13 protein-coding genes are annotated in these 12,982 nt (G+C 57.4%); 9 read left to right on the top strand and 4 right to left on the bottom strand.

The window, feature by feature from the left end; all coding sequences use genetic code 11:
• Positions 1-169: 169 nt before the first annotated feature.
• Entirely contained in the window at positions 170-2,794 is a 2,625-nt protein-coding gene (locus AC1DVE_RS00385; protein WP_477783647.1) for an S-type pyocin domain-containing protein, read from the top strand.
• Positions 2,787-3,038 carry a bacteriocin immunity protein gene (locus AC1DVE_RS00380; protein ID WP_223455879.1) on the top strand — a complete coding sequence of 84 codons (252 nt, stop codon included), beginning with the start codon at positions 2,787-2,789 and terminating at the stop codon, positions 3,036-3,038. The genes AC1DVE_RS00385 and AC1DVE_RS00380 overlap by 8 nt, the downstream gene beginning before the upstream one ends.
• A gap of 77 nt (positions 3,039-3,115) precedes the next feature.
• On the opposite strand, the gene AC1DVE_RS00375 is transcribed toward AC1DVE_RS00380, so the two are convergent.
• Positions 3,116-3,691: a DUF6436 domain-containing protein gene (locus AC1DVE_RS00375; RefSeq protein WP_223455880.1), complete on the bottom strand. Its 576-nt coding sequence runs from the start codon at positions 3,689-3,691 to the stop codon at positions 3,116-3,118.
• 97 nt (positions 3,692-3,788) lie between these two features.
• On the opposite strand from AC1DVE_RS00375, the gene bipL reads away from it, so the two are divergent.
• The gene (gene bipL / locus AC1DVE_RS00370; RefSeq protein WP_223455881.1) at positions 3,789-4,736 is read left to right on the top strand and encodes a phospholipase BipL; all 948 of its coding nucleotides are present in this window, start codon (positions 3,789-3,791) and stop codon (positions 4,734-4,736) included.
• A 111-nt stretch (positions 4,737-4,847) separates the two neighbouring features.
• Here the strand turns inward: bipL and AC1DVE_RS00365 are convergent, their stop codons facing one another.
• A complete protein-coding gene (locus AC1DVE_RS00365) occupies positions 4,848-5,600 on the bottom strand; it encodes a DUF2059 domain-containing protein (RefSeq protein WP_223455882.1) in 753 nt (250 codons plus the stop codon).
• A gap of 108 nt (positions 5,601-5,708) precedes the next feature.
• Here AC1DVE_RS00365 and AC1DVE_RS00360 point away from each other — a divergent pair, with 108 nt between their 5' ends.
• On the top strand, positions 5,709-6,341 hold the full coding sequence (locus AC1DVE_RS00360) for a 2OG-Fe(II) oxygenase (RefSeq protein ID WP_223532985.1): 633 nt from the start codon (positions 5,709-5,711) through the stop codon (positions 6,339-6,341).
• A 2-nt stretch (positions 6,342-6,343) separates the two neighbouring features.
• Positions 6,344-6,829 (top strand): 2-thiouracil desulfurase family protein, encoded by a 486-nt coding sequence (locus AC1DVE_RS00355; protein WP_223455884.1) that lies wholly within the window; start codon positions 6,344-6,346, stop codon positions 6,827-6,829.
• 122 nt (positions 6,830-6,951) lie between these two features.
• Here the strand turns inward: AC1DVE_RS00355 and AC1DVE_RS00350 are convergent, their stop codons facing one another.
• Positions 6,952-7,536 (bottom strand): transporter substrate-binding domain-containing protein, encoded by a 585-nt coding sequence (locus AC1DVE_RS00350; protein ID WP_223455885.1) that lies wholly within the window; start codon positions 7,534-7,536, stop codon positions 6,952-6,954.
• 136 nt (positions 7,537-7,672) lie between these two features.
• Between AC1DVE_RS00350 and AC1DVE_RS00345 the strand changes: the two genes are divergently transcribed.
• A complete protein-coding gene (locus AC1DVE_RS00345) occupies positions 7,673-8,095 on the top strand; it encodes a DUF4399 domain-containing protein (protein ID WP_223455886.1) in 423 nt (140 codons plus the stop codon).
• A gap of 121 nt (positions 8,096-8,216) precedes the next feature.
• Here AC1DVE_RS00345 and serA read toward each other — a convergent pair whose 3' ends face one another.
• Entirely contained in the window at positions 8,217-9,446 is a 1,230-nt protein-coding gene (gene serA, locus AC1DVE_RS00340) for a phosphoglycerate dehydrogenase (RefSeq protein WP_223455887.1), read from the bottom strand.
• A 206-nt stretch (positions 9,447-9,652) separates the two neighbouring features.
• Here serA and AC1DVE_RS00335 point away from each other — a divergent pair, with 206 nt between their 5' ends.
• From AC1DVE_RS00335 to AC1DVE_RS00325, 3 genes are all read left to right on the top strand, one after another.
• Positions 9,653-11,047, top strand: a complete 1,395-nt coding sequence (locus AC1DVE_RS00335) for an FAD-binding oxidoreductase (protein ID WP_223455888.1) — start codon at positions 9,653-9,655, stop codon at positions 11,045-11,047.
• Positions 11,048-11,085: 38 nt separating this feature from the next.
• The gene (locus AC1DVE_RS00330; RefSeq protein WP_150755054.1) at positions 11,086-11,751 is read left to right on the top strand and encodes a fumarylacetoacetate hydrolase family protein; all 666 of its coding nucleotides are present in this window, start codon (positions 11,086-11,088) and stop codon (positions 11,749-11,751) included.
• A gap of 257 nt (positions 11,752-12,008) precedes the next feature.
• Positions 12,009-12,935 carry an SdiA-regulated domain-containing protein gene (locus AC1DVE_RS00325; RefSeq protein WP_223532989.1) on the top strand — a complete coding sequence of 309 codons (927 nt, stop codon included), beginning with the start codon at positions 12,009-12,011 and terminating at the stop codon, positions 12,933-12,935.
• Positions 12,936-12,982 lie beyond the last annotated feature (47 nt).

Here is a 12,982-nt window from a genome sequence, read left to right as displayed (position 1 = left end):
GTCGATCAATGTAACTCTGCATTTTTTAATCGCGAAATCATGACGTGACAAGGGCGCAGCATGTTGCCCTGCTGGGCCGTCTGTAAAATCTGACAAAGACCATCAAGGAACTGTAAGAAGCGTACTAAATACGTTATTAACAATGAAGAAACTGACATGGATAAGTCATATGAATGATGCTGAAAAATATTTAGGGTTTCATAGGAAAATAGGACCGGGCTCATTCGAAATTGGCCCTGTATATATCAGAGACAAGGAACCATCACGACAGGATATCGGTGGTTTTTTCAAAGGGTCTTGGGGGCCGTATGAAGGCCCCCATAGAGGCACCAGTGCTGGCTCTGGAAAGCTCCGTCCGATTACTCCTTTCATATGGGATGACCTGATGTTGGAGCAGAGAGTAAATCAGGAATACATCGACAGTGAATACGTAGAAATTTTCAACAGACTTACAGAAACGGCTATCAGAGAAATAGAGCAAGAAAAACAAGCAGCCAAGGGGGGGCACGCTCTCTCGTTAGCGGAAACGGCCAAAATAGATCAGGAAACAACTATTAATGCGATCCATTCAAAAGCAGCAGAGTACCGAGCCCAAAACGAAATCACGCACTCGCTTTACGGTCACAATCCATTTTTTTTGATGAAGGAGTTGTCCTTCAAAAAGCTCCATGAAAGCCTGGACTTGAATCATCCAAATTTCATGGGTGCCTATGATGCAATAGACAAGGCATATCGTGCAGCGTTAGAGCTTAAACGTCTTTCGTTGGGGATGCATGTTCTGGCCAATCAGCTCCCAGAACTGTCTATGAGAAAAGACCAGGCAAATGCCGGAGTTCCGACCAGCGGAGAAGGCCAGAGGTATCTTGCGGCGGAAAGACTTTCAGTTGTTAACCTGGAAACCAACATCCGATTTCAACTGTTACCTGTATTTCTCGCTGAGAGAATTGTCGCAGTAGCAGGTACGACAGGAGAGCGTAGCCTCTCTCAATCGCTTATCCATTATAAAATGGCAACAGATCAGATATTTAATTCTGAGTGGGCTGCTGTCCACCCTTACGTAAAGGCAAACCCAAATATAAATGCACCATTAAGCAAGCCTGAACTTGAGGCGCTTAATAATCTGGTGGACTTGCAGGCTAATACGAATATTGGAACACGCTGGCAAGATTACCATGTAACACTTCTTCACGCAGAAAATCTTCGATATTTATGGGAAACAACAAATGCCTTTTCGGGGCTGATCGCTCGCGCCGAGGAAGCGGAGCGCTTGGAAGAGCAGTTACGTATCGCAGCGGAGCAGGAAGTTCGTTATCTACAAGAACAAACTCGTATTGCGGCAGAAGCTGAGGCAAGGCGTGTAGCTGCTGAACAAGCTCGTATTGCGACAGAGGCTGAAGCCAGGCGTGTAGCAGTTGAACAAGCCCGAATTGCGGCAGAAGCTGAGGCAAGGCGTGTAGCTGCTGAGCAAGCTCGTATTGCGGCAGAGGTAGAGGCAAGACGTATAGCGGCTGAACAAGCTCGTATTGCGGCAGAGGCTGGGGCCAGGCGTATAGCGGCTGAACAAGCTCGTATTGCGGCAGAGGCTGAAGCCAGGCATGTAGCAGCTGAACAAGCCCGTATTGCGGCAGAAGCTGAAGCCAAGCGTATTGCTGAAAAGCAGGCGCGTGCAGCGGCAGAGGCTATTCAAAGCGCCAACGCGTTCCGTGTCTCAGGTGCTGCGTCAGCGGCAGGACCGTTGTTTATGACCTCGGCGGGAACCGTTGCTGTTATTGAGGCAGCTTCGGTCACTCTGCAAGCGGCTATCCGTGCGGCAATTACGGCAGTGGGAGGGATGGTTGCAAGTGTTGGGGCTGGGGTTGTTGTAGGTGTTTCGGCACTGTTTTACTCATCGAAGCTGGGTAATGGTGAATTGCCGGAACGTTATGCTTTCAGTACGCCGCTCTCGGACCTTGTTCATGACATCGGGCAAGATTTAAACGCCGTCGCTGCTGCTGGCGGAGCTGTTGATTTGCCTTATCGCATCAGTTCAAAGACTGCAGCAGATGGACAGTCAGAACTGTTTGTCGTCATGACGGATGGCCTGACTGTTCCGTCAAAAGTTGGCGTAGTTGCTGCCACTTATAATGCCGAACAGAACGTCTATACCGCGGCCACTTCGGATGTACCGCCACGAACCTTTACGTGGACCCCTGTCGTCAATCCAGGGAATAGTTCGACGACCTCACCTGCCGAACAGCCAGTGCCACCGGTTTACACTGGGGCAGCGGTGATACCGGTTGAGGGACGGATCGATACATTCCCTTCGGTTTCCGAAGCCGGCTTTGATGATTTTATTACGGTTTTCCCGGTGGATTCTGGCCTGCCACCGGTCTATACAATGTTTCGGGATCGGCGAGAAGATCCGGGTGTTGCGACAGGTTTTGGTCAGCCTGTATCGGGGATCTGGCTGGGGACTGCATCGCAGGGTGAAGGCGCACCTGTTCCGTCGCAAATTGCCGATCAGCTGAGGGGCAGGGAGTTTAAAAATTTCAGGGCGTTTCGAGAGACTTTTTGGAAAGCGGTCTCTAATGATCCTGAGTTAGCTAAACAATTTGATGTTGGTGTTTTGGCTACAATGAAGAAGGGTCGAGCACCTGTTGCAAAAGAGAGTGAGCAGGTGGGTAGGCGAGTGAGGTTTGAACTGCATCATAAGAAGTATATCTCCGAAGGCGGTGGTGTATATGATATTGACAATATTAATGCAGTTACTCCGAAGAATCATATTGAAACTCATAAGGGGGCAAAAAATGAGTAAGTTAATAAGTGAGATGTCAGAGGCTGAGTTTTTTAGGTTTGTTACGAAAGTATATAATGATGAATATGATACGGAAGAAGAGCATACTGACGCGATTTTAGAGTTTAAGGCCCTGGCCGAACACCCATCTGGTTCCGATTTGTTGTTTTATCCGGAAGCCGGGAAGAGTGGGCCGGCGGCGGTAGTGGCAGAGGTGAAAGCGTGGCGGGCTGCTAACGGTAAGCCAGGATTTAAGACGGTTTAAACTCTTGATTCAAAGAAATGGTCTTGCCGTCTGTTAACGGCAAGACCATTTCTTTTATCGGCTGACTAGCGATGGGCTCATTCATTGTCAATCCACGGGCAGTAACACCCCACTGCCAGTGTGTGCGTGGCACTCACCGCACGGCCTTCATCCAGCGCTTGCAGGATCGGTTCGATAAAGCTGTTGCTGGAGTTGCAGGTCAGGCCTTCGCTGTAGGGACCGAAGTACGCCAGTTTGCCGCTGCGATCCCAGATCGCCACGGCCGGGCTGGCGGGGATCTGTTCGGAACCGGGCAGGATGTCGATGGATTTTAGGCTGCTCAAGGTGCCCGGCAGCTGGCCGTGGCTACCGGGTTTTTGCACGACATAGAATTCCACGCCATGGGGAACGTAGCGCTCGACGAGTTCGGTCAGGTGTTGTTGATTGCCGACATTGCACGGGCAGGCCGGGTCCCAGAAATGCACCAGGCGGATGGCGCCAGGGCCGGCAAGGGATTCGGGAAGGCGTAGCGGATCGCCGGAAAACATCGCGGTGTGCTCGCTGAACGCCCGCAGGTAACGCCCCTGGAACCAGTCGTAGGCCGCCCACAATACGCCGGCACACACCACGGCGAGCAGGCAGGCAAACAGGGTGGCGCGAAAGGGCGAGCGCATCGGTTCAATCCTCGAAGGTCGGCTAGCTTGCCATGCTTGCCGCGACAGAAGAATATCGCAGGCCTATAAAGTCCGTTTCACGATTCTGGAATCGCCCATGCCGGCTACTTTCGACCCCGATCTTCTGCGTGCAAGCCTGCTGCCACTGGCGGTCGGGCAGCCGTTGTCGGCGCAGGCACAGGCTTACCAGCGATTCTACGGGCTGGATTTTGCCCAGCGTCAGGTGCGCAGTGGTCTTGGGCGATTCGAGGTCGACGGTTATGAGCTGGTCAGCCAGTTCTGGTGGCCTGAGCGAGCAAAGGCCACGCTGTTTGTCATCCACGGTTTCTACGATCACACCGGGCTCTACCGGCATGTGATCGAATGGGCGCTGGACCAGGGCTTTGCGGTGATTGCCTGTGACTTGCCGGGGCACGGCCTGTCCAGCGGCGAACGGGCGAGCATCAAGGATTTCGCCGAGTATCAGGACGCGTTGCAAGGCTTGTTCAGTGAGGCGCAATCCCTCGACTTGCCGCAGCCGTGGCACCTGTGCGGGCAGAGTACCGGCGGGGCGATCGTGATTGATCATGTGTTGAATGCGGGGGCGAACAGCCCGGCCCAGGGCCAGGTGATTCTGCTGTCGCCGCTGGTGCGGCCGCGGGCGTGGGGTTGGTCGCAACTGAGTTATTACGTACTCAAGCCTTTCGTCAAAGCCATCGCCCGGCGTTTCAGCGAGAACTCCAACGACCCGGACTTTCTACCGTTCCTGCAAGCCGATCCGTTGCAGCCGCTGCGCCTGCCGACAGCCTGGGTGGGTGCATTGGCGCGCTGGATCAAACGCATCGAGGCCGCCCCCATGAGTACCCGCCGGCCACTGATCGTGCAGGGGCAGGCCGACATGACAGTGGATTGGGAGCACAACCTGGAAGTGTTGCGGGGCAAGTTTGATCGGCCGCAGGTGCTGATGCTGCCCGAGGCACGGCATCATCTGGCGAATGAGACGCTGGTGATGCGGCAGGAGTATTTCGGGTTCTTGACCAAGCGGATCAAGGGCCGGAATCCTTAACGTCTGTTCCGGCCCCATCGCGAGCAGGCTCGCTCCCACAGGGGGTTGGTGTACGCAGATCTAATGTGGGAGCGAGCCTGCTCGCGATAGCGGCCTATCAGTCGCTGAAGATCACTGGGTCAGGTTCGAATTGCTCTGCCCCACCGCCAACCCCGCCCGAATCGCCGTCAGCGCCGCTTGATAATAAGCCTGGCCTTCCGTCGATTCGGCAAAGGTCGCGAACTCTTCCAGTTCGTTGTCCGACAGGTCGCGATAGACATACAGCAGCGTGTTGTTCAGGTCGCTGCCGATCTGGTCCATCAGGCGCTGACGCTGGCCGTTGAGCATGCCCTGGGCCTGACCGGCACCGAGCAACCCCGGGATCATCGAACTCAAGCTATCGGCGGCGACGCCAGCAATCGCCAGGCTGACTTCCGCGCCGGCCTCGCGTGCGGGCAGGGCTTGTGCCAAATGGCCGATGATCAGCATGCGGCTGTCGCTGGCCTGCATCTTCGGCAGGCCCTTGGCGTTCTTCGCCAGTTGGTCGCGACGGGTCGCCAGCAGCTCGGCGGCAACGATTTTCTTGCCCAGGGGCGATTGGAAAAACGTCAGCGCGGGTTTGGGGTTGGCGAGGTTCTTGCGCAATTGTGCTTCGGCGCGCTGATCCACGGCCCGGGCGGAAAAACGCTGATTGCTGTTACTGACCAGTGCCTGAAACACCGCCGGAGGCAGGCTACCCTGGTAGCGTTGCTGAGCGGCCGAGAGGGCGTCGTTGAAATGCGCGCGTTGTTCCGGCCAGCCGGCGACCTTGTACAACTGGTCGTGGCCGTCTGCCCAGGCGGGCAAAACGCAGAACATCAGCAGTGATAAAAGCAAACGGCGCATAGGGACTCCAGTCAGCAGGCGACTATTCTCCGTGCGGCATCCCTGCTTGTCGAGAATTCGTATCAACCCGCTGCGCAGCTCTGTCGGATTTTCGGGCACAGGAATACTATGCGCGGCATGCAAATATCCTCCGATCACCCGCTGCTGTTACGAATCGTCGACGACCTGGCCGAGCACGGCTGGTCGCAGCAGAATATTTTCCTGCCTCTGGATCTGACTGGAGCGCTGGCGGGCGAGTGTCGCAAACGTGCTGCCGAGGGTGAGCTGGCTCCGGCCGCCGTGGGCCGTGGGCCGTCATCGGAGATCCGCGAAGGGATTCGTGGCGACCATATCCAGTGGATCGACCCCGGCCAGGCCGAGGCTTGCGACAGCTACCTGAGTTTGATGGACAGCCTGCGCGAGGCGATCAATCGCGGTCTGTTTCTCGGCCTGGAGGATTTCGAAAGCCATTTTGCGATGTACCCGCCCGGAGCCTTCTACCTGAAGCACGTCGACCGCTTTCGCGATGACGACCGGCGCATGGTTTCGGCGGTGGTTTACCTCAATGACGGCTGGCTTCCCGAACACGGCGGCCAGTTGCGCATGTACCTCGACAATGATCGCGTCCACGACGTGCAGCCTATCGGCGGCTGCCTGGTGGTGTTTCTCTCCGGTGAGGTTCCCCACGAAGTCCTGCCCGCAACCCGCGATCGCCTCTCGCTGACCGGCTGGTTCCGCCGGCGCGGCAACGAGCCGTTCTGATCATGCAGAAAATTCTCGTCAGCCGCTGCCTGTTGGGCCACCGCGTCCGTTACGACGGCGGGGCCAGCGGGCCGTTCGATCAACTTCAGCAGTGGCTGGATGAAGGTCGGGTCGTGCCGCTGTGCCCGGAGGTGGCCGGTGGTTTGCCAACGCCACGGGCGGCGGCGGAAATCCCTGGCGGGCAGGGCGCGCAAGTCCTCGATGGCCAGGCGTTGGTGATCACCACCGAGGGCGAGGACGTCAGTGCGCAGTTTCTGTCGGGGGCGTATCAGGCACTGGAGCTGGTGCAAAAGCATGGCATCCGCATCGCCGTCCTCAAGGCCAACAGCCCGTCCTGCGGCAATCTGCTGACCTATGACGGGATGTTCAGCGGCGTGAAGGTCAGTGGCGAGGGCGTGACAGCGGCGCTACTCAAGCGCCACGGGGTGCAGGTGTTCAGTGAGCTGGAGCTGGCTGAAGCGGCTCAGGCATTGTCTGCGCAGGACTGACCAACACAAACCCCCTGTGAGAGCGGGCTTGCTCGCGAATGCGCCGGGTCAGTCGATATTAATCTTGCCTGACACACCGTCTTCGCGAGCAAGCCCGCTCCCACAATGGATCTCAATCATCTTCAAGGCTTCGGCACCACGCCCGCATCCGCCCCCAACCACTTCTGCTCCAGCGCTTGTAGTCGCCCGTCATCCTTGATCCGCTGCAAGGCGTTTTCCAGGCTGGCATGGAACGCCGGATTACCCTTCTGAAACGGAATCGCCAAGCTTACGGCCGGGTTGGTTTCGGGCTTCTCTTCTGTCAGCGACTGCACCAGCAGAATGGAACGCGGCTCTTCTTTCTGCGCGATCAATTGCGTATGGGTTTGAATGTAGGGTTCGCTGAAGTCGAAACGATCCTGGAGATCCGGGGTCGCTGCTATGTGGTTGATGGCGATGTCGTATTTGCCGCTTTCGACACCGGTCAGCAGATCGCTGCCGTCGGTGACGACAAAGTCGGCCCGGACATCGAGTTCACTTGCCAGCAGTTGGCCCAGCTCGACTTCGAAGCCGGTGAGCTTGTCGTCATCCTTGAAATTGAATGGGGGGGTGTTGGCTTCAACGGCAATGCGCAATTCGCCCCGGTCGTTGACGTCATCAATCAGTTCGGCATGAGCCAAAGGGCTCAAAAGGGGTAGCAGGCAGATCAGGCCAGGCAGAAAGCGCATGGTCACTCCTTTGAATTTATTATCGCGGACCCTCTGATTCAGGCTCGCTTTGCTATGGTTGTCGAGTGCCTTCGACAACGAATGGCCATGAAGTTGTCATGGCCACGCGAATTTTACGGAAAAACTGGAGAAGAGAATGAAAACCTTTATGTCACGTGCTGCTTTGGCTGGCCTGTTGATGGGTGTTTCGGTGCTGGCCAGTGCAACGCCGGCGCCGAAAGGCGCCGAAGTGTCCATTGTTTCTCCCACGGACGGTGCGACGATTCCACAGACAGTCGTCGTCAAGTTCGCGGTCGAGAACATTGCCCTGGCACCGGCGGGCGATACCACCAAGAACACCGGTCATCACCATGTGCTGATCGACGTCGATGAGCTGCCAGCCGCCGGTGCGCCGATCCCCAAGGATGCCAACCACCTGCATTTCGGCGGTGCGCAGACTCAGGCTGAAATAACGCTCACCCCGGGCAAACACACCTTGCAGCTTGAACTGGGCGATAGCAACCACATACCGTTCGATCCGCCGATCGTTTCCGAGAAGATCACCGTCAATGTGAAATAAAAAAGGGAGCCCGCTTCGCTGGGGCTCCCTTTTTTATAGTTGCAAGCTGCAAGCTATAAGCTTCAAGTCAAAGCAAAGCGAACCTCACTTGCCGCTTGAAGCTTGAAGCTTGTAGCTGCTCTTAAAACAACACCCGGCTACGGATGGTGCCGTTGACGTGTTGCAGCTTCTCTTGCGCCAGGTCCGAGTACTCGGCGTCGACGTCGATCACCACGTAGCCGACCTTCTCGTTGGTCTGCAGGAACTGACCGGAGATGTTGATGCCGTTTTCGGCGAAGACCTTGTTGATCTCGCTCATCACGCCCGGGATGTTCTCGTGGATGTGCAGCAGGCGGTGCTTGCCAGGGTGAGCCGGCAGGGCCACTTCCGGGAAGTTCACGGACGATACCGAAGTACCGTTGTCGCTGTACTTGACCAGTTTTTCCGCCACTTCCAGACCGATGTTGGCTTGGGCTTCAGCGGTAGAACCACCGATGTGCGGGGTCAGGATCACGTTGTCCAGGCCACGCAGCGGGCTTTCGAACTCTTCGTCGTTGGAGCGTGGCTCCACCGGGAATACGTCGATGGCCGCGCCGATCAGGTGTTTGTCCTTGATCGCGTCCGCCAGGGCGTCCAGTTCGACCACGGTGCCGCGGGCGGCGTTGATCAGGATGCCGCCTTTCTTGATGGCGCGGATTTCCTTCTCGCCCATCATCCACTGGGTGGCGGCGGTTTCCGGTACGTGCAGCGAAACGATGTCGGACATCGCCAGCAGCTCGTGCAGGTTGCCTACCTGAGTAGCATTACCCAATGGCAGTTTGGTGATGGTGTCGTAGAAGTACACCTGCATGCCCAGACCTTCAGCCAGGACCGACAGTTGAGTACCGATCGAGCCGTAACCGACGATACCCAGCTTCTTGCCACGGATCTCGAAGGAGTTGGCCGCGCTCTTGATCCAGCCACCACGGTGGCAGGAAGCGTTCTTCTCAGGGATGCCGCGCAGCAGCAGGATCGCTTCGGCCAGCACCAGTTCCGCTACGGAACGGGTGTTGGAGTACGGCGCGTTGAACACGGCAATGCCGCGCTCGCGGGCAGCACTCAGGTCGACCTGGTTGGTGCCGATGCAGAAACACCCTACAGCCACGAGCTTCTTCGCGTGATCGAAGATCTCTTCGGTCAGTTGAGTGCGGGAGCGAATGCCGATGAAGTGAGCATCAGCGATCTTTTCCTTGAGCTGGGCTTCCGGCAGAGAACCAGTGAGGTACTCGATGCTGGTGTAGCCCGCCGCCTTGAGGACGTCGACAGCCGATTGGTGGACGCCTTCGAGAAGAAGGAACTTGATCTTGCTCTTATCGAGAGAAGTCTTGCTCATCTGCGTAAACCTGTATCCCGGAGAAAAATGGCAGGAAAGGGAGCAGCCCGGAGCTGACCCGCACGGCAGGAAAGCCGTCACCGCAGAACAGCCCTTGGGCACTATCCTGCGGGGTCGTTATGCTAGCATATGCACCCCGCTAAACACTCATTCCTGCGACGTGAAGCGTTCTCAGGATGACCATGAATTGTTCGAGAGTTCTGTCGATGACCAATCCTGCCCTGATTGAAGAGCTGAAGACCCTGGTTGAGCCTGGCAAGGTGCTGACCGATGCCGACTCCCTGAATGCTTACGGAAAGGATTGGACCAAGCATTTCGCCCCGGCCCCGACCGCTATCGTGTTCCCCAAGTCCACTGAGCAGGTCCAGGCCATTGTCCTGTGGGCCAACAAACACAAGGTGGCGCTGGTGCCTTCCGGCGGTCGTACCGGGTTGTCCGCAGCAGCGGTGGCGGCCAATGGCGAGGTGGTCGTGTCGTTCGACTACATGAACCAGATCCTCGACGTGAACCTCACTGACCGCACGGCCGTTTGCCAGCCGGGCGTGGTAACCGAGCACTTGCAGAACGTCGCCGAAGAAAAAGGCCTGTATTACCCGGTGGACTTCGCTTCGGCGGGTTCGAGCCAGATTGGCGGCAATATCGGCACCAATGCCGGCGGAATCAAGGTGATTCGCTACGGCATGACCCGTAACTGGGTCGCTGGCATGAAAGTGGTCACCGGCAAGGGCGACGTGCTGGAACTGAACCGGGACCTGATCAAGAACGCCACCGGCTACGACATGCGTCAGCTGTTCATCGGCGCCGAAGGCACCCTCGGGTTCGTGGTCGAAGCGACCATGCGCCTGGACCGCGCACCGAAAAACCTCACCGCGATGGTTCTCGGCACCGCCGATTTCGACTCGATCATGCCGGTGCTGCACGCCTTCCAGAGCAAGCTTGACCTGACCGCCTTCGAGTTCTTCTCCGACAAGGCCCTGGCCAAAGTCATGGCCCGTGGCGATGTACCGGCGCCGTTCGAATCCGACTGCCCGTTCTACGCGCTGCTGGAATTCGAAGCGACCACCGAAGAAGTGGCCAACCACGCCCTGGAAACCTTCGAGCACTGCGTCGAGCAGGGCTGGGTTCTGGACGGTGTGATGAGCCAGAGCGAAACCCAGCTGCAGAACCTGTGGAAGCTGCGCGAATACATCTCCGAAACCATTTCCCACTGGACGCCGTACAAGAACGACATCTCGGTCACCGTATCGAAAGTCCCGGCGTTCCTGAAGGAAATCGACGCGATCGTCGGCGAACACTACCCGGACTTCGAAATCGTCTGGTTCGGCCATATCGGCGACGGCAACCTGCACTTGAACATCCTCAAGCCGGATAACCTGAGCAAGGATGAGTTCTTCGCCAAGTGCGCCACTGTCAACAAGTGGGTGTTCGAAACCGTCGAGAAGTACAACGGTTCGATCTCCGCCGAGCACGGCGTGGGCATGACCAAGCGTGACTACCTGACCTACAGCCGTTCACCGGTCGAGATCGAGTACATGAAAGCGGTCAAGGCGGTGTTCGACCCGAACGGCATCATGAACCCGGGCAAGATTTTCGCTGTTTGATTTTCGAACTTTAAGAGCCAACGAAGCAGGAGTCGGTAATGAGCTATCAGCACCAGTATGTCGACGGTACGCGCATTCACTTCCCGCTGGGGAAAGTGGTGTGCATCGGCCGTAACTACGCCGAACACGCCAAGGAACTGGATAACCCGGTGCCGACCGAGCCACTGCTGTTCATCAAGCCGGGCAGTTGCGTGGTGCCGCTGGAAGGCGGTTTCAGCATTCCGACCGAGCGCGGTTCGGTGCATTACGAGGCGGAAATCGCGGTGTTGATCGGCAAGCCGTTGTCGACCAAACCGAGCCGTGAAGAAGTGCTCGACGCCATCTCCGGTTTCGCTCCAGCCCTGGACCTGACCCTGCGCGACAAGCAGGCCGAGCTGAAATCCAAGGGCCTGCCCTGGGAAATCGCCAAGTCCTTCGACGGCGCGGCAGTGCTTGCTCCGTTCGTGTCCGGCAGCTCGTTTGCCGACCTGACCGACATCGGCATCCGCCTGACCATCAACGGTGAAGTGCGCCAGGACGGCAACAGCAGCGCAATGCTCAACCCGATCGTGCCGATGATCCAGCACATGGCCGGCTGCTTCTCGCTGCAGGCCGGGGACGTGATCCTCACTGGCACGCCAGTGGGCGTTGGTCCGCTGAATGTCGGTGATGAGATCGTACTGGAGTTGCCGGGCGTAAGCAGTTTCACCAGCAGCGTTCGCTAGTCCAGACACCGCCAAACCCTGTGGGAGCGAGCCTGCTCGCGATAGCGGTGTGTCATCCAATATCTTTGTTGGCTGACACGCCCCAATCGCGAGCAGGCTCGCTCCCACATTGGTTTTTCCGTGGCCTGTAAAAGGCTCACCCTGTCATTTCCCGTTTTTTTCACATCCAGTCTGGATAATTTCAGGGCTATTGGCCTCTGAGCCGGCCCCAAACTGTGCTATTACCCCTAGCCTGAATTTCTGGAACGCATTCCCCAATGGCCACTCCTCCGCTTTCCACGTTTAAACCTGCCCGCCGCTCGCGCTTCGCCCTGCGTTGGCACACCTGGCTTCTGCTGGTGGCCGTTGTCGCCTACGGTGTTGCATTCGCCATGCACTGGGATTCACGGGGCGTGCTCTGGGTGAAAGAGCAATTCAAAAGCCCGGCCGAGCGCCAGGCGAGCATCTGGCTTCCGGACTATCGGGCGGTGATCGATGCCAAGCCGTTGTCGGGCATGGAGAAGGATGAAGCTTCGGACCTGGCCTACGACCCCCAGACCAAGACCCTGTTTTCGGTCATGGGCAAGAACCCGTTCCTGGTCGAATTGAACTTGCAGGGCGATGTGCTGCGCAAAATGCCGTTGGTCGGCTGGAGCAACCCTGAAGGCGTCACCGTGCTGGGCGACGGCCGACTGGCCATTGTCGATGAGCGCGAGCATTTGATCGCTATCGTCAAGGTCGATGCCGACACTCGCGAGCTGAACATCACCGATTTCCCGACATACGACCTCGGGCCTTCCAAAGACCAGAACAAGGCGTTCGAGGGTGTCACCTGGGATCCGCGCAATCAGCAACTGCTGCTGGGCGAAGAGCGCCCGCCGGCATTGTTTGCCTGGAAAGGTGATGGCAAGGTCCTTACCGGCGACAAGTTGAAGCTGGCCAGCCATGCACTGGACATGCGCAACCTGTCGGCACTGGCCATCGACCCGCGGACTGGCCACATGCTGGTGCTGTCCGCCGAATCGCACCTGTTGCTGGAGCTGGACAAGAAGGGTGAGCAGGTCAGTTTCATTACTCTGCTGCGTGGCTTCAACGGCCTGAAAAATACCATTCCGCGTGCCGAAGGCGTGACCATGGATGAGGCGGGCACGCTGTACATGGTGAGTGAACCGAACCTGTTTTATCGCTTCGAAAAACAGAAGTAACCAGCGCCTGCGCTGATTGCCTGTACGTAAAAGGCCAGCAGCCATTA

Source organism: Pseudomonas sp. P4_B4 (genome assembly GCF_056402255.1).
This window is presented reverse-complemented; position numbering and strand designations above follow the sequence as displayed.